This is a genomic window from Xanthomonas sacchari (genome assembly GCF_024266585.1).
GTDB classification, from domain to species: Bacteria; Pseudomonadota; Gammaproteobacteria; order Xanthomonadales; family Xanthomonadaceae; genus Xanthomonas_A; species Xanthomonas_A sacchari_C.
Map to the genome: position 1 here is coordinate 2,092,098 of NZ_CP100647.1, position 16,633 is coordinate 2,108,730.

A 16,633-nucleotide genomic window follows, 5' to 3' on the forward strand; every position below is an offset into this window, starting at 1 on the left:
GAGCGGCTCAGCCGTCGCGGTGCTGCGCCTTGCCGCGTTGCGGCGGGTCCTGGTCCGCCTCGCGTTCGTTCCAGTACGCCTGGATCTGCAGGATCTGCGGCAGGATCGCCTCGAACAACTGCACAAGGCGCGGTTCGAACTGGCTGCCTGACTTGTCGCGGAACAGCGCCAAGGCCTGTTCCAGCGGCCATGGGTCCTTGTACGGGCGCGGCGAGGTGAGGGCGTCGAACACGTCGGCCAGCGCCACGATCCGTGCCGATTCGGGAATCTGCGTGCCGGACAGTCCGGCCGGGTAGCCGCCGCCGTCCCAGTGCTCGTGGTGGTACAGCGCGACTTCGGCGGCGAGGCGGAACAGCGGCGCGCCGCTGCGGCTGAGGATGTCGTAACCGATCCGAGGGTGCTGCTTCATCACCTGCCATTCGTCCGCGTCCAGCGGACCGGGCTTCTTCAGCACCGCGTCGGGGATGCCGATCTTGCCGGTGTCGTGCATCGGCGCGGCCTGCTCCAGCAGGTCGGCGTCCTCGCGCGACCAGCCGGCGGCCAGCGCCAGCGTGCGGGCGTAGGCGGCCATGCGCCAGATATGCGTGCCGGTGTCCGAGTCGCTGTAGTGGCCGGCCATGCCCAGCATCTCGATCGCGTCGCGGTGGCTGTCGGCCAGACTGGTGGCGCTGACCAGCGACAGGTGGGTGCGCACCCGTGCGCGCAGGATGCTCGGCGAGTACGGCTTGGTGATGTAGTCCACGCCGCCGGCGTCGAAGCCGATGCTCTCGTCGGTGTCCTTGTCCTTGGCGGTGACGAAGATGATCGGGATCGCCGCGCTGCGCTGATCGTCCTTCAGGGTGCGGGCGAGGGTGTAGCCGTCGACGTCGGGCAGGTCGACATCGAGCAGGATCAGCGACGGGCGGTGCTTGGCCACCCCACGCAGGGCTTCGGCGCCGTTCTTGGCGAACACCAGCGTGTAGTCGTCACGCAGGAGCTGCCGGATCAGGGCCAGGTTGCTGGGTTCGTCGTCGACGCAGAGGATGCACGGCTGGGGCATGGTGGGTTTCCGTCGGACACGCGCCGCCGCGCGGGCGGCGCACTTTCAAACGCCTGCATCGGCCAGCCAGCGCCTGACTTTAGCCTCGGCCTCGCGAAAGGAAAAATTCTCCAGCAACCGCTGCAGTTCGGTGGCCTGCGCTGCCGGCAGGGCCCGGGCCAGTTGCCGCATCGTCTGGTCGATGCGGTCCGCATCGTCGCTGTCCAGCACCTGCAGCACCTGCTGCCAGGACGCCTGCAACGCCGCCGGGTCGGGGGCCGCGTCGCTGGCGGAGGCCACGGGGGCCGCCAGCGACGCGGTGGCCTCGGCGAAGTGCCGCACTTCGGCGGCGGTGGCGGCCATCGCCGCCGCCAGCGCGACGATCTCCGCCTCGGCCTGCGCCGGTGTGCTGCTCAGGCGCTCCTCCAGCGCCGCGCTGGCGCCGCTCAGCGCCGGCAGCGCCAGCGATCCGGCCGACCCGCGCAGCTTGTGCACCAGCGAGATGGCCTCGGCGGGCCGCTGCTGCTCGAGCAGCAGGCGCACGTTTGCGGCCGGATCGGGATGCTCCTGCAGCAGCTTGAGCAGATAGCGCCGGTACGGATCGCGCTCGCCCCACAGGCGCAGCGCCTGCACGGTGTCGAGCAGGGCGGGGTCGCTGGCCGGCCAGTCGCCCGGCGGCAGCGCCGGTACCTGCGCGGCGAGTGGCAGCGCGGCCAGGCCGGGCGGCAGGAACTGGCGGATGATCGCGATCAGTTCCTCGACCTGGAACGGCTTGGCAATGAAGCCGTTCATGCCGCTGGTCAAGGCCAGCTCCTGCTGCTGGCGATAGGCGCCGGCGGTGAGCGCGATCACCGGCACCGCGGTCAGTTCCGGGTCGGCGCGCAGCTGGCGGGTGGCCTCGTAGCCGTCCATGGTCGGCATCTGCACGTCCATCAGCACCACGTGGAAGCGACCGGGGTCGCGACGCAGCCGCTGCAGCGCCTGCACGCCGTTCTGCGCGAGCTCGACCACCGCGCCTTCGCTTTCCAGGATGCGTTGCGCGACTTCGCGGTTGATGTCGCTGTCGTCCACCACCAGCAGCCGCGCCCCGGCCAGGCGCGCGCCGCCGTCGCCGGCCAGCGGCAGCGCGGGTGCCTCGCCGCGGCGGCGTGCCAGCAGCGCCGCGATGGTGCGCTGCAGCGCCGAGGCGGTGACCGGCTTGGTCATCACCGCGTCCACGTCGGCCACGCCGCCTTGCTGTTCCTCGAGCAGGCGCCGCTCGTAGGCGGTGACCATGACGATGATCGGCTGCCGGTCCGGCGCCGATTGCGCGCGGATGCGCTGGGCCACGCTCAGCCCGTCCAGGTCGGGCATGCGCCAGTCCAGCAGGATCACGTCGAACTCGGCGCGCTCGGGCGCGGCCGCGGCCAGCGCCGCGTTGCCGCCGGAGACCGCTTCCACCTGCCAGCCGAAGCCGTTGGCGATGTCGGCCAGGCTGCGCCGCACCAGGTCGTGGTCGTCGGCGATCAGCACCCGCCGCGCCTCCGCCGGCGCGGCGTCGGCATCCGGCGCGGGCGCCACCGCGAAGGCGATGACGAAGTAGAAATCGCTGCCCTGACCGGGCGCGCTCTGCACCTCCAGTTGCCCGCCCATCAGTTCCACCAGGCGCCGGCTGATGGTCAGGCCCAGGCCGCTGCCGCCGTAGCGACGGCTGGTGGAGGTGTCGGCCTGCAGGAACGGCGAGAAGATCAGGCTCTGCTTTTCGCGCGGGATGCCGATGCCGGTGTCGCGCACCGAGAACAGCAGCTTGAGCGTGCCCGATTCGGCGCCGGGGAAGGCGCGCACCGACAGCGCCACCTCGCCCTGTTCGGTGAACTTGATGGCGTTGCCGACCAGGTTGATCAGCACCTGGTTCAGGCGCAGCGCATCGCCGCGCAGCCAGCGGCAGCCCGGCGGCAGCGGCTCGACGATCATCTCCACCGGCTTGGCGCTGGTCGCGGAGGTCATCAGCGCGGCGATGTTCTCCAGCAGCTGGTTGAGGTCGAACGGCGCCGATTCCAGGTCGATGCGCCCGGACTCGATCTTGGAGAAGTCGAGGATGTCGTTGATGATCTCCAGCAGCGCGCGCGCCGACACTTCGATCTTCTGGATCATGTCCTGCGCCGCCTGCGACAGCTCGCTGTGCCGCAGCAGGTACAGCATGCCCAGGATCGCGTTCATCGGCGTGCGGATCTCGTGGCTCATGTTGGCCAGGAAATCGCTCTTGGACTGGTTGGCGGTTTCGGCCGCGTCGATCGCCAGGCGCAGCTCGCGCTCGTGGCGCTTCTGCTCGGTCAGGTCGACGGCGATGCCGAGATAGCCGATCACCCGCTCGTCGTCGTCGCGCAGCGTGCTCAGCGTGAGCAGTACCGGAAAGGCGTGGCCGTCCTTGCTCAGGTAGGTCCATTCGCGGGTGTCGCTGCGCCCCAGCGTGGACAGCGCCGCCACCGATTCGAACGCCGGTTGCACCGCCATGCCCGACTGCGCGGCCATGCGCTCGGCGCGCGCGCTCAGTTGTTCCGGGTCCAGGAACAGCCCGGTGGCCTTGCGTCCGATCAACTCGTGCGCGGCGTAGCCGAGCAGGGTCTCGGCGGCGGGATTGAACAGGGTGATGACGCCGTCCGGGTCGGTGGCGACGATCGCGTAGCCGGCATTGGCCAGGATCGCGCGCTGCAGCGCCGAATAGGTCACCAGTTCGTTGGTGCGCTCGGCCACCTGCTGTTCGAGCGTAGCGTTGAGTTCCAGCACCCGCGCCTGCGCGCGCACCCGTTCGGTGACGTCGTGCAGCAGGTGCGAATGGCCGAGGGGGTCGCCGCCCATCCCGACGATCGGCGAAACGCTGGCGAGCACGCTGACCGTGTGGCCGTCGCGGTGGCGCAACTCGCGCACGCCGTCGCCGCTGTCGACGGGAGCGTGGATCTGCGCGCCCAGCAGTTGCTGCAGCGGCTGGCCGATGGCCTGCTCCGGCGTATAGCCGAAGATGCGCATGGCCGCGGGGTTCCAGTGGGTCACCCGGCCGTGCAGGTCTTCGGCGACGATCGCCTCGCTGGTGCTGGCGACCAGGGCGGCCAGTTGGCTCTGTTCGCGCAGGATCGCGTCGCGGCGGCGCCGGCTGGTCAGGAACACGTACAGCAGCGCGGCGAGCAGCAACGCGATGCCGGCGGACAACCCGCCGGCCAGCAGCGGCGAGACCTGGTCGAGCGAGCGCACGAAGCCCGGCGTGGCTTGCGCGTCGAGCCGCCACTGGCGGCCGTAGACCTGCAAGGTGCGTTCGGCGGTCGGCCCGCCGGCCAGGATCGGCGTGGCGTCGTCGCGGTAGAACGGCTGTGCCGGGTTCTGGCTGTCGGCCAGGCGCAGGCGCAGCGCGTTGCTGTGGTCGTCGGAGGAGGCCAGCACCTCGGCGATGTTCAGCGGTGCGTAGGCCCAGCCGCTGGTGGCCTGCCAGCGTTGTTCCGGGGTCTGCAGCGGCAGGCCTTCGCGGTACACCGGCAACAGCAGCAGGAAACCGCCCTGGCCCAGTCCCGGTGCCTGTACCAGGCGGATCGGCGCGGTGATGGTGGGCACGCTTGAGCGCGCCGCGGCGATCGCCGCCGTCCGTCGCGCCGGTTCGGAGGCGATGTCGAAGCCTTCTGCGGACGCGTTGGACGGTGCCGGCTGGATGTAGACGATGACGAAGCGGTCGCCCTCGTGCGGGGCCAGCTCGCCGATCCGCAGCGACGGCGCGCCATCGGCGCGGGCCTGCTGCAGGAACGCCGCCTCGTCGGCGCGCGGTACCCGCTGGATGTAGCCGAAGCCACGTACGCCGGGGAATTCGCGCAGGTACTCGCGCGAGGCGCTGTAGCGGGCGAAGCGCTCGCGCGAGATGCGCTCGCCGCCGGCGGCGATCACCGCGCCGCGCGTGCCGCGCAGGCCGTGCTCGTACATGTCCAGGCGTTGCCGCAGATCGCTGGCCACGTGCGAGGCCAGTTGGTCGAAGCGCACCTGCGCCTGCGCGCGATTGCGTTGCTGCACGCCGCGCGCGATCAGCAGCGCGGCGATCAGGCCGATGGCCAGCACGGCCAGGGCGGCGAGCCGCGCCAACCGCACAGGGCCGGCGGCGGGTGTCCGGCGATGTTTCGACATGCTCCCCCTTCCTCTGGCACCGCGCGTTCGGCACGCGCATCGGCTTTCCCCTGACCGGTTGCGGGATGGCGTTCACAGCGGTGGCGCAGGTCCCGCAGGTCGTTCCGCAACGCTAGCGCGGGCGGCACGGCCGCGCCAGCCCTGCAGGCCGGACCGCCGAGGCGCATCTACACCTTGCAGCGTGGGTGGCACGGTGCGCCGTGGCGCGCGATGCGCGACACCGGCTGTCCGCGTCGCGTCGTGCGTCGGCGCCTGAGCGGCCATCGCGCAGCGCAGTGCATCCTTGCCAGGCACGCTCAGCCAAGCAGCGTGACGGCAGCGTGCAGCGCCAATCCGATCAGGCCGCCGACCAGGGTGCCGTTGAAGCGGATGTACTGCAGGTCGCGGCCCACGCTCAGTTCCAGTTGCTCGACCAGGTGGCGTTCGTCCCAGCCCTTCACGGTCTGCGCTATGTGCTCGGTGACGCCGCTGCGCAGGCGCTGGGTCAGCCGCTCGGCACCGCCGAGCAGGTGCTGGTTGAGCGCCTCGCGCAGGGCGGGATCCTGCGACAGCGACTGGCCGAGCGCGCCGAGGGCGCGCTGCAGGTGCTGCACCAGCGCGCCGTCCTGCCGCGACAGGTCTTCGCGCAGTGCAGCATGGATCTGGTCCCACAGACCCTGCACGTACTCCTGCACGCCGGGGTGCTCGATCAGCCGTTGCTTCAGCGCTTGCACCTTGGCCGCGGTGGCCGGGTCGGCGCGCAGCCGCTGCACGTAGCCGCCGAGCCAGCGCTCGTAGTCCTGGCGCAGGGGGTGCTGCGGCTGCGACAGCACGTCCTGCAGTTCCTCCAGCAGCGCGTGCGCCAACCGCTCGGCGAGGGTGTCGGCGATGCCTTCGACCGGCTTCACCCATTCCACGGTGCCGACCAGCTTGGGCCATTCGCGCCGCGCGTACTTGACGATCATCGCCGACACCCGCTGCTTGACCGCGGCATCGTCCAGGTGCCGGCCGAGCCGGGTCAGCGCTTCGTCGAGCAGCGCCTGGTGGCGGCCGTCGGCGGTGAGCAGGCCGAGGAGTTCGCCGGCGGTGGCGGCGGCGTCCCAGTCGCGCAGCCGCGCCACCACGAAGCCATGGATGCGGCGCCGTACCGCCGCCTCGTCCAGCAGGTCCAGCGCCTGCAGCGCCCAGCCGCGGGCGAGGTCGGCCAGCCGCGCCGACTGCGCCGGTTCGGCCAGCCACTGGCCCAGCCGCGCCGCGGGATCGAAGGCGCTGAGCTTGGCCAGCAACGCGCCCGGTTCCAGGAACTGATCGCGCACGAACACCGCCAGGCTGTCGGCGATGCGCGCCTTGCCGTGGGGGATGATCGCCGTGTGCGGAATCGGCAGGCCCAGCGGATGCCGGAACAGCGCCACCACCGCGAACCAGTCGGCCAGCGCACCGACCGTGGCCGCTTCGCAGAAGGCGCCGACCCAGGCCCACACGCCGTGCAGGCCCATCGCATGACTGAGCAGGAAGCCGCACAGCATCGCCAGCAGCAACAGGACCGCCAGCAGCTTCATCCGCCGCAGCTGCGCGCGGCGCGGATCCGGCGCCAGGTTGGGGGAGGAGGGCACGCTCATGCGGCCGAGTCTACGCAGTGCGCGGTGAGCGCGGTTGCATGGACACGGCAGCCCCGGCGGCGGGCCGTCCGTGGCGTCGGGCACGGTGCTACGGCCGCCCGTGGTCTTCGTCCGAACGTGTTGTCGCTGGCCCAGCACGTCCGAGGGCGGTGCGCGGCATCGGCCGCGCCCACCGGCGTGGATCAGCCCGGCAACTGCGCGCGCAGCGCCGCCACTTCCTCGCGCAGCGCCTGGTTCTCGGCTTCGAGTTCGGCCACGCGCCGGTGGAGCGCGGCGATTGCGTCGGCATCCGCGTCCGGTGCGGGGGCCGGTGCCGAGACGTCGCTGTCGGCGGCGTCCGCCGGTGCGGGCTTGGGCTTGCGCTTGGATTCGCGGGCGCGCTTGGCGGCCTGCTTCAGTTCGTCCTTGCCGGCCATGGCCGCGGCGCGCTGTTCCTCCTCGGGCAGGCTGGCCACCGCGGCGGCGGCATTGATCGAGATCGCGCCGGACTTGACCGCTTCCACCACCTCGGCGGCGGCCTGCTTCTGGATCTTCTCGATCTGCACCACCTGGCTGTTGCTGAGCCGCGCCACGCGCGCCAGTTCGGCGCGGCTCAGCGGCGCCGGCGCGTCGGCCCACGGCGGCGTCTCGGTGTCGTGGGCGGCCTCGGCGGCGGCATCCGCGGCGGCGACGTCGGCCGCGGGTGCTTCCGCGGCGGCCGCGCTGGCGCGCCGCTCGGCCAGGATCTCGCGCTTGCGCAGCGCCAGCACGCCGCGCTGGAAATCGGAGACGCTGCGCCGGCCCAGGTGCTGGTCGATCATCCACAGGTGCACGTCCTGCAGCGACTGGAAGCGGGTGTTCTGCACGGTCTGGAACGGCAGGCCGTGCTTCTGGCAGATGCCGTAGCGGTTGTGCCCGTCGACCAGGATGTCGCCCCACAGCACCAGCGCGTCGCGGCAGCCCTCGGCCAGCAGGCTGCGTTCCAGAGCGGCGTATTCGTCGGGGGTCAGCGGATCGATGTAGGCCTTGAGGTCTTCTTTGACGACGATGTTCATCAATGGGGCGGCACGGCGTGGCTCGGGGGGCGGCATTGTAGAGGCCGGGAATCGGGAGCGGGGAATCGGGAATGGCAACAGCATGTGCCGCGGACGCATCGCGCGGGCGGTCCGCGCATGCAGCGCTTTCCGATTCCCTATTCCCGTTTCCCCATTCCCGGCATCACCCCACCACCACCTCACTGATCTGCATCACCGGGCTCAGGTCGGTGTAGTTGGCGATGTCGGCGAGGATCTCCTGGGCGTGCGGGGCGAAGCCGGCCTGGAAGGCCTCTACCGAGTCGCTGAAGATGTGGCACATGCCGATGTAGGTCGGATCGCTGCCGGGGGTGCCGCCGGACAGGCCCCTGTCCACGGTGTAGCGGAGGCAGGCGGAGCCCATGCGTGCCTGCAGCAGCGGCATGTGCGTGTCGCGGTAGTAGGCGTGGTCGAAACGGGCGCCTGGCGTGTACGGATACATCACGCTGACCTTGATCATGGAGCGGCTCCTGGGGCGGCGGTGGACCCCGGCCGGGTGCCGGGGTGGCGCAAGGCTACACCCGGCCTCCGCTGGCGCGTGCTGCGTTGCGGCGGGTCGTGGGGCGTGCGCCGGGAATCGGGAGTGGGGAATCGGGAATGGCAAGAGCAAGAGCAAGCGATGCGGCTGACGGATTGCCCCATGCGCGCGCTGCAGTGCCTTTTCGACTCCCTATTCCCGATTCTCCATTCCCGGCTTCCCGGCCTCACAGGCAACCGTCAGCCCAGCGCGTCCAGCGGTCGCACGAAGTCCTGGCCCAGTGCCTGCGCCACCGCGCGGTGGGTGAGCCGGCCGGCGTGCACGTTGAGGCCGTTGCGCAGGTCCTGGTCGTCGCGCAGCGCCTGCAGGCCGTGTTCGGCCAGCAGCAGCACGAACGGCAGGGTGGCGTTGGTCAGGGCGAAGGTGGAGGTGCGGGCCACGCCGCCGGGCATGTTGGCCACGCAGTAATGGACGATGCCGTCGACCTCGTAGGTCGGCTGCTGATGCGTGGTGGCATGGCTGGTCTCGAAACAGCCGCCCTGGTCGATCGCCACGTCGACCAGCACCGAGCCGGGCCGCAGCAGCGCCAACTGCGCGCGCGACACCAGCTTGGGCGCGGCGGCGCCGGGGATCAGCACCGCGCCGATCACCAGGTCGGTCTGCGGCAGGCACCGCTCGATCGCGTCGCGGGTGGAGTACAGCGTGGTCAACTGCTGGCCGTACAGTTCGTCCAGGTACTTGAGCCGCTCCAGCGAGCGGTCCAGCACCGTCACCCGCGCGTGCAGGCCCATCGCCATGCGCGCGGCGTTGATGCCGACCACGCCGCCGCCGATCACCAGCACCTGCGCCGGGGTGACCCCGGGCACGCCGCCGAGCAGCACGCCGGAGCCTCCTTGCGCCTTCTCCAGCGCATGCGCGCCGGCCTGGATCGCCATGCGCCCGGCGACCTCGCTCATCGGCGCCAGCAGCGGCAGGCCGCCATGGCCGTCGGTGACGGTCTCGTAGGCGATGGCGGTGCAGCCGGAGCGCTGCAGCGCCGCGGCCTGCTGCGGATCCGGCGCCAGATGCAGATAAGTGAACAGCAGTTGCCCGGGGCGCAACATCGCGCATTCCTCCGGCTGCGGTTCCTTGACCTTGACGATCATCTCGGCCTGCGCGAACACGCTGGCCGCATCCTCGGCGATGCGCGCGCCGGCGCGTTCGTACTCGGTATCGGTCAGGCCGATGGCCTGGCCACCGCCGCGCTGCACCAGCACCTGGTGGCCGTGCAGCACCAGTTCGCGCACCCCGGACGGGGTCAGCCCGATCCGGTACTCATGGTTCTTGATCTCTTTCGGAACGCCGACCAGCATGAGCGGATCTCCAGGCAGACGCGGCGCGTGGGGAGCGCGGGCGGTGGGTGTGTAAGGACGGGATCAGGGCGTGCTGCGGATCATGTCCGCCAGCACCGCGAACAGGCGCTCGATGTGCGCCGGTTCCACGATCAGCGGCGGCGACAGGGCTATGGTGTCGCCGGTGACGCGGATCAGCAGGTCGCCCTCGTGGAAGCAGCGCTCGAAGATCTCGTAGGCGCGCGCGCCGGGCGCGCCCTTGCGCGGCGCCAGCTCGATCGCGCCGATCAGGCCGAAGTTGCGGATGTCGATGACGTGCGGCAGATCGCGCAGCGCATGGATCGCCGTCTCCCACACCGGCCCCAGTTCGATCGCCTTGTCGAACAACTGCTCCTCGGCGTAGGTGTCCAGCGTCGCCAGCGCGGCGGCGCAGGCCAGCGGATGGCCGGAGTAGGTATAGCCGTGGAACAGGTCGATGGCGCCGGCCGGGCCGTGCGCGAACGCCTCGTGGATGGCGTGGGACACGAACACCGCGCCCATCGGCACGCAGCCGTTGGTGAGCCCCTTGGCGGTGGTGATCATGTCCGGGGTCACCCCGAAGCGCTGCGCGGCGAAGGCGTGGCCGACGCGGCCGTAGCCGGTGATCACCTCGTCGAAGATCAGCAGGATGCCGTGCCTGTCGCACAGCTCGCGGATGCGTTGCAGGTAGCCGTGCGGCGGCAGCACCACCCCGGCCGAGCCGGAGATCGGTTCGATGATCACCGCGGCGACGGTGGAGGCGTCGTGCAGCGCCACCAGCCGCTCCAGGTCCTCGGCCAGTTCCGCGCCATGCGTGGGCAGGCCGCGCGAGAACGCGTTGCGCTCCAGATCCAGGGTGTGCCGCAGATGGTCCACGCCGGGCAACAGCGGGCCGAAGCGCTTGCGGTTGTTCGGCAGTCCGCCCACCGAGATGCCGCCGAAGCCGACGCCGTGGTAGCCCTTCTCGCGGCCGATGAAGCGGGTGCGCTGGCCCTCGCCGCGGGCGTGGTGGTAGGCCAGGGCGATCTTCAGCGCGGTATCCACCGACTCGGAGCCGGAGTTGGTGTAGAACACGTGGTCCAGTCCCGGCGGCGCCAGTTCCACCAGCCGCTCTGCGAGCACGAACGGCAGCGGCGAGCCCATCTGGAAGGTCGGCGCGAAATCCAGCGTGGCGATCTGCCGCGCCACCGCCTCGACGATGCGCGGCCGCGCGTGTCCGGCGTTGCAGCACCACAGGCCGGCGGTGCCGTCGAGGATCCGGCGCCCGTCCACGCTGCGGTAGTACATGCCCTCGGCCGAGGCCAGCAGCCGCGGCCGCGCCTTGAACTGGCGGTTGGCGGTGAACGGCATCCAGAACGCGTCCAGCGTCTCCGGGGCGCCGGTGGCCTGCGCGGCGTAGTGGTCGGACAGCGCCTGGGGCGAGAGGGGCGGCTGAGGGCGCATCGCAGGCTCCACGCGAGGGATGTTGAAAAAACTTTACACCAAGCCGGCGCGCCGGGCATGACGCGGCGCGGCGCCGTCCGCGCGAATGGCACAGGCATTTGCTGGTCGCGTTGCCGCAGCGCGCGACATTGACCGTCGGGGGTGGGGGTGTAAAGTATCCGGCAACACCGCCACCGGCGTTCCTCCCGCGATGGATATCGGCGCTCGCCTGCACCGGGTTCGCACCGCCCATGGCCTGAGCCAGCGCGAGCTGGCCAAGCGGGTCGGGGTGACCAACAGCACCATTTCGCTGATCGAGCAGAACAAGGTCAGCCCGTCGGTCAGTTCGCTGAAGAAGGTGCTGGACGGCATCCCGATCTCGCTGGCCGAATTCTTCACCCAGGACCTGGACGTGGGCGCGGCCGACGCGCCGTTCTACCGCGCCGACGAACTGCCCGACGTCGGCAGCGACGGCATCCACTACTACCTGGTCGGCCAGCATCGCCCGCAGCGGCAGATGTGCATCCTGCGCGAGGTGATGCCGCCCGGCAGCGACACCGGCAGCGCGATGCTGGTGCACGACGGCGAGGAGGGCGGGGTGGTGGTGGCCGGCGAAGTGGAGATCACCGTCGGCAGCCAGGTGCGGGTGCTGCGCGCCGGCGAGGGCTACTATTTCGAGAGCCGGGTGCCGCACCGGTTCCGCAACGTCGGCCGCGAGACCGCGGTGCTGGTCAGCGCCAATACCCCGGCCACCTTCTGAGCGTCGCATGCCGCGGCGCCGGCGCTGGCCGCCGCGCCGTTCCGATCCATCCTCCCGCAGCAGGAGTTCCCGATGACCGCACCCCGCACCCGCGACGCCTGGCAGGCGCTGGCCGACACGCTGCAGCCGCGCACCCAGGCGTTCATCGACGGCCGCTACGTCGACGCCGCCAGCGGCAAGACCTTCGAGTGCACCAGTCCGATCGACGGCCGCCTGCTGGGCCATGTCGCCGAGGGCGAGGCCGTGGACATCGACCGCGCGGTGGCCGCGGCGCGGCGCAGCTTCGAGGCCGGCCACTGGTCGCAGGCCAAGCCGGCGCAGCGCAAGAAGACCTTGCTGGCGCTGGCGCACCTGGTCGAACGCCATGCCGACGAACTGGCGCTGCTGGAGTCGCTGGACATGGGCAAGCCGGTGCGCGATGCGCGCCAGGTCGACCTGGCGGCGACGGTGCGCTGCCTGTCCTGGACGGCCGAGGCGGTGGACAAGCTGTACGGCGAAGTGGCGCCGACCGGGCAGGACGAGCTGGGCCTGATCACCCGCGAGCCGCTGGGCGTGGTCGGCGCGATCGTGCCGTGGAACTTCCCGCTGCTGATGGCGGCGTGGAAGATCGCCCCGGCGCTGGCCGCGGGCAATTCGGTGGTGCTCAAGCCCTCGGAAAAGTCGCCGCTGAGCGCGCTGCGCCTGGCCGAGCTGGTCGCCGAGGCGGGCATTCCCGATGGCGTGTTCAACGTGGTGCCGGGCTTCGGCAAGGCCGCCGGCGAGCCGCTGGCGCTGCACATGGACGTGGACGGGCTGGTGTTCACCGGCTCCACCGCGGTCGGCCGGCGCCTGCTGCAATGCGCCGGGCTGTCGAACATGAAACGCGCGTACATGGAATGCGGCGGCAAGAGCCCGAACCTGGTATTCGCCGATGCGCCGGATCTGGAGCAGGCGGCGCAGGCGGCGGCCGCGGCGATCTTCTACAACCAGGGCGAGGTCTGCACCGCGGCCTCGCGCCTGCTGGTGGAGCGTTCGATCAAGGACAGCTTCGTCGCGCGCGTGGTCGCCGCCGGCCGCGCGCTGCAGCCGCGGCATCCGTTCGACGAGGACGCGGCGATGGGCGCGCTGGTGGACGAGCGCCAGACCCACCGCGTGCTCGACTACATCGCCCGCGGCAACGCCGAAGGCGCGCGCCTGCTGCTTGGCGGCAAGCGCGTGGAGGTGGTGCCCGGCGGTTGCTACGTGGAGCCGACCGTCTTCGACGAGGTCGGCCACGAACACACCATCGCCCGCGAGGAGATCTTCGGCCCGGTGCTGTCGGTGATCGCCTTCGACGACGAGGCGCATGCCCTGCGCATGGCCAACGACAGCGACTACGGCCTGGCCGCCGGCGTGTGGACCCGCGACATCGGCCGCGCCCACCGCGTGGCGCGCAAGCTGCGCGCCGGCAGCGTGTGGGTGAACTACTGGGACGGCGGCGACATGACCGCGCCGTTCGGCGGCTACAAGCAATCGGGCAACGGCCGCGACAAGTCGCTGCACGCCTTCGACAAGTACACGGAGATGAAGGCGACCTGGATCAATTTGGCTGAGTAGCGGGGAGTGGGGAATCGGGATCGGGGATGGGGCAAGCGTGCGGCCGCGGTTGGCATGTCGTAGGCGCGGCTTCGGCCGCGATGGGCGTTCCCGGGAAACCCTGTCGCGGCTGAAGCCGCTCCTGCACAGCGGACGGTGCTCCAGGTCGCGGCGCAGCCACTCATCGCCAATCCCGACTCCCCACTCCCGGCGCTCTCTCCACCCGGCACGCAAAACAGCCCTGCCGCGCATGATGCAGATGCAGGTAGCGCACCTGCGGGTCGGCGAAGGCGCAGGCGATCGCGGTGGCGATGCGCTCGCCCGGCTGCACGTCGGCGGCGATCAGCAGGTCGCAGGCGTCGTAGCCGCGCAGCGAGATCAGGCGGCGGACGATGGCATCGGGGACTTCGCCCGGCGCCGGCGCGGCGGTGGCGACATGGCGGCGCACGTAGATCGGCCCGGCGGCGCGGTACGGCGTCTGCGCGGGCTGGTGCAGGTAATGCAGCAACAGCAGCTCCTCGCCGGGCCGCGCGTCCTCCAGGCTGATCCGGCATGGATAGCCGAGCGCGCTGTCGGCACGCAGGCGCTGCGCGTGGCGCGCCTGCAGTTGCGCATCGTCGAGATCGAACAGCGGGGCGAACGCGGCGGCGGGCAGGCCGACGCAACGGAAGCTGGACATGGGCGCTCCAGGAACGAATGGAGCGCGCAGCGTGCCGGTCGTCGTGCCGCCGTGCCGGCCGCATTCGGACACGGTATTGGTCATGCGTGGCATCCGGCATGGGGGCGGTGGCGCCTGGCGTCGCGGTGGCGTCCGTAGCAAGGGGCGGGTGACGGGCGCGACGTACGTGCGAGGGTCGCCCCACGCGTCGGCCCGAAGCGACGCTACGCGCACGAGCACGCAGGCCTTGCGTGCGTGGCGGTCCGCGTCGGCGCCAAGCGGATCGGTGGCAGCGCTACGGCAACCGGCGGCGGGCAGTCGTGCTAGGTCGATTGACCTAGTCGCATTCTCGGAGTTAGGATGATTGTCCTAAAGAGCTTGGCCTGATCGGGGGAATGAGGATGGACACGCGCGCACGCATCGTCGCCGAGGCCGACCGCCTGTTCTACGCGCAGGGCTATGGGGCGACTTCGTTCGCCGATGTCGCCGACGCGGTCGGCATCTCCCGCGGCAACTTCTACCATCACTTCAAGAGCAAGGACGCGATCCTGGATGCGGTGATCGCGCTGCGCCTGGAACGGACCCGGGCGATGCTGCAGGACTGGGAAGACGCAGCGGCGGCACCCGCCGACGGCATTCGCCAATTCATCCAGATCGTGGTGCGCAACCAGGCGTCGATCATGCGCCATGGCTGCCCGGTGGGAAGCTTGTGCGGCGAGCTGTCCAAGCTCGAGCACCCTGCGCAGGCGCAGGCCACGCAGCTGTTCGGCCTGTTCCGCCAGTGGCTGCGCCGGCAGTTCGAACGCCTTGGGCGCAGCGCCGAGGCCGATGCGCTGGCCATGCACGTGCTGGCCTTCAGCCAGGGCGTGGCGGTGCTGGCGCAGGCGTTCGGCGATGCGGATTTCGTCCAGCGCGAGGTCGCGCGCATGCAGGCCTGGCTCGACGCGGTTGCCGCCGCGCCGGCAGCCACGTGATCGGCGTTGGTTTCCTCTTTCCCACGCGCAGGAGCGTGCTCATGTTCATCGTGTTGTTGCGTTTTGCCGCCGATCGCAGCCAGGCCGGGCCGTTGCTGCAGGCGCATGTGCAGTGGTTGCAGCAGGGCTTCGACGATGGCGTGTTCGCGCTGGCCGGCAGCCTGCCGCCGCAGGCCGGCGGCGCGATCCTGGCGCATGGCCTGAGCCGCGCCGACCTCGAGCGCCGGCTGCAGGCGGACCCGTTCGTCGCGGCCGGCGTGGTGCGCAGCGAGATCGTCGAGGTGGCGCCGGCCAAGGCCGCGCCTGGCCTCGAGTTCCTGCTGGCATGAGCCGGCGTCGCGGCATCGACAGGACCTGCGCATGAACGCCACCATTCCCGGCCCCGACGGTCGCCCGCGTTGCCGCTGGTGCGCGGCGGCGCCGGAGTTCTTCCACTACCACGACAGCGAGTGGGGCTTTCCGGTCGACGACGACCGCCGCCTGTTCGAGAAGCTGTGCCTGGAGGGATTCCAGTCCGGGTTGAGCTGGCGCACCATCCTGGCCAAGCGCGAGAACTTCCGCGCGGCCTTCCTCGACTTCGATTACCACTGTCTTGCCGCATTCGACGACGGCGACGTGGCGCGGCTGCTGCAGGATCCCGGGATCGTCCGCCACCGCGGCAAGATCGAGGCGGCCATCCACAATGCGCGCATGGCCCAGGCGCTGGTGCGGCAGGAAGGTTCGCTGGCGGCGTTCGTCTGGCGCTACGAGGCGCCGGCGGCGGACACGGCGCAAACGCGCGCGACCTCGCCCGAATCGGTGGCGTTGTCGAAGGAACTGAAGGCGCGCGGCTGGAAGTTCGTCGGGCCGACCACGGTATATGCCTTCATGCAGGCCATGGGTCTGGTCAACGATCACGCCGAGGACTGCGTGGTGCGTGCGCAGGTGGAACGGGCGCGGGCGCGTTTCCGCCGCCCGTGAGCGGCGGATGCGCGGGCCCGGCCGATCGCGGCGGGCGGACCGCGATGACGGCGCGTCCGCGCCTCAGCGCGGCAGGTAATCGGCGAAGGCGACCGGGTGCCGCGGATCGGCCGATTGCACCTGCTCGCCGTCCTTGACCAGCGCTTCGGCGTCGGGTGCAGGATCCGGGTTCATCTCCCAGCGCTGCTGGATGCGCTTGTGGAACAGCCACTGCTTGCGCTGCGGGTCGTAGCGGAAGGTGGTGAAGTCGGTCCAGTGCTGGCCGCAGGACACCCCGTTCTGCACGGTGAAATAGCGGCCCTTGGCGGCGAACGGGTCGTCGCCGTCGGTGAACGGATCGCACTGGCCGCCCTGGTCGCGCTTGAGGATCACCCGATCGTTACGTGCTGCCAGCCGGTAGTGGCCGTCGGCCTGCTGCACGAAGATCAGCAGCGGCCGTGCCGGTGCCGGCGTGCGCCCTTGCTCGCCGCGTTGCTGCAGTGCGAGCAGGTAGTCGGCGCGGCCGTCGCCATCCAGGTCGGCCTGCAACTGCGCCAGCGGCTGGTAGCCGGCCGGCACCTGGCGCAGCAGGTCCGCCGGAAGATCGGCGGCATGGGCGAGCTGGCTGCCGAGCAGGAGGGTGGCGGCGAGGCCGAAGCGGTAGGGGACAGGCATGGAACGCGTTCGCAGG

14 protein-coding genes are annotated in these 16,633 nt (G+C 71.0%); 5 read left to right on the forward strand and 9 right to left on the reverse strand.

The genetic code is table 11. From position 1 onward, the window contains the following. Positions 1-7 precede the first annotated feature (7 nt). The 7 genes from NKJ47_RS08485 to NKJ47_RS08515 form a co-directional block, all read right to left on the reverse strand. The gene (locus tag NKJ47_RS08485; protein WP_254461029.1) at positions 8-1,039 is read right to left on the reverse strand and encodes an HD domain-containing phosphohydrolase; all 1,032 of its coding nucleotides are present in this window, start codon (positions 1,037-1,039) and stop codon (positions 8-10) included. A gap of 45 nt (positions 1,040-1,084) precedes the next feature. After that, complete coding sequence (locus NKJ47_RS08490) at positions 1,085-5,158, reverse strand: CHASE domain-containing hybrid sensor histidine kinase/response regulator (protein WP_254461030.1); 4,074 nt, start codon at positions 5,156-5,158, stop codon at positions 1,085-1,087. Positions 5,159-5,454: 296 nt separating this feature from the next. Further along, positions 5,455-6,696 carry a DUF445 domain-containing protein gene (locus NKJ47_RS08495; protein WP_254461380.1) on the reverse strand — a complete coding sequence of 414 codons (1,242 nt, stop codon included), beginning with the start codon at positions 6,694-6,696 and terminating at the stop codon, positions 5,455-5,457. A 242-nt stretch (positions 6,697-6,938) separates the two neighbouring features. After that, the gene (locus tag NKJ47_RS08500) at positions 6,939-7,790 is read right to left on the reverse strand and encodes a plasmid replication/partition related protein (RefSeq protein ID WP_254461031.1); all 852 of its coding nucleotides are present in this window, start codon (positions 7,788-7,790) and stop codon (positions 6,939-6,941) included. Positions 7,791-7,953: 163 nt separating this feature from the next. Then, positions 7,954-8,268: an EthD family reductase gene (locus tag NKJ47_RS08505; RefSeq protein ID WP_254461032.1), complete on the reverse strand. Its 315-nt coding sequence runs from the start codon at positions 8,266-8,268 to the stop codon at positions 7,954-7,956. 257 nt (positions 8,269-8,525) lie between these two features. Next, positions 8,526-9,638 carry an alanine dehydrogenase gene (gene ald, locus NKJ47_RS08510; RefSeq protein WP_254461033.1) on the reverse strand — a complete coding sequence of 371 codons (1,113 nt, stop codon included), beginning with the start codon at positions 9,636-9,638 and terminating at the stop codon, positions 8,526-8,528. 63 nt (positions 9,639-9,701) lie between these two features. Next, complete coding sequence (locus NKJ47_RS08515) at positions 9,702-11,090, reverse strand: aspartate aminotransferase family protein (RefSeq protein WP_429002504.1); 1,389 nt, start codon at positions 11,088-11,090, stop codon at positions 9,702-9,704. A gap of 178 nt (positions 11,091-11,268) precedes the next feature. Here NKJ47_RS08515 and NKJ47_RS08520 point away from each other — a divergent pair, with 178 nt between their 5' ends. Together NKJ47_RS08520 and NKJ47_RS08525 are read left to right on the forward strand one after the other, a co-directional pair. Then, a complete protein-coding gene (locus NKJ47_RS08520; protein ID WP_254461034.1) occupies positions 11,269-11,817 on the forward strand; it encodes a cupin domain-containing protein in 549 nt (182 codons plus the stop codon). A gap of 72 nt (positions 11,818-11,889) precedes the next feature. Then, a complete protein-coding gene (locus NKJ47_RS08525) occupies positions 11,890-13,392 on the forward strand; it encodes an aldehyde dehydrogenase (protein WP_254461035.1) in 1,503 nt (500 codons plus the stop codon). Positions 13,393-13,552: 160 nt separating this feature from the next. On the opposite strand, the gene NKJ47_RS08530 is transcribed toward NKJ47_RS08525, so the two are convergent. After that, positions 13,553-14,050, reverse strand: a complete 498-nt coding sequence (locus NKJ47_RS08530) for a DUF1203 domain-containing protein (protein WP_254461036.1) — start codon at positions 14,048-14,050, stop codon at positions 13,553-13,555. 380 nt (positions 14,051-14,430) lie between these two features. On the opposite strand from NKJ47_RS08530, the gene NKJ47_RS08535 reads away from it, so the two are divergent. From NKJ47_RS08535 to NKJ47_RS08545, 3 genes are read left to right on the forward strand one after another with little or no spacing between them, the layout of a single operon-like run. After that, complete coding sequence (locus NKJ47_RS08535; protein ID WP_254461037.1) at positions 14,431-15,003, forward strand: TetR/AcrR family transcriptional regulator; 573 nt, start codon at positions 14,431-14,433, stop codon at positions 15,001-15,003. A 41-nt stretch (positions 15,004-15,044) separates the two neighbouring features. Then, positions 15,045-15,332 carry a YciI family protein gene (locus NKJ47_RS08540; protein WP_017915756.1) on the forward strand — a complete coding sequence of 96 codons (288 nt, stop codon included), beginning with the start codon at positions 15,045-15,047 and terminating at the stop codon, positions 15,330-15,332. Between the two features lie 31 nt (positions 15,333-15,363). Further along, the gene (locus NKJ47_RS08545) at positions 15,364-15,963 is read left to right on the forward strand and encodes a DNA-3-methyladenine glycosylase I (protein ID WP_254461038.1); all 600 of its coding nucleotides are present in this window, start codon (positions 15,364-15,366) and stop codon (positions 15,961-15,963) included. A gap of 63 nt (positions 15,964-16,026) precedes the next feature. Here NKJ47_RS08545 and NKJ47_RS08550 read toward each other — a convergent pair whose 3' ends face one another. Next, complete coding sequence (locus NKJ47_RS08550; protein WP_254461039.1) at positions 16,027-16,617, reverse strand: hypothetical protein; 591 nt, start codon at positions 16,615-16,617, stop codon at positions 16,027-16,029. Positions 16,618-16,633 lie beyond the last annotated feature (16 nt).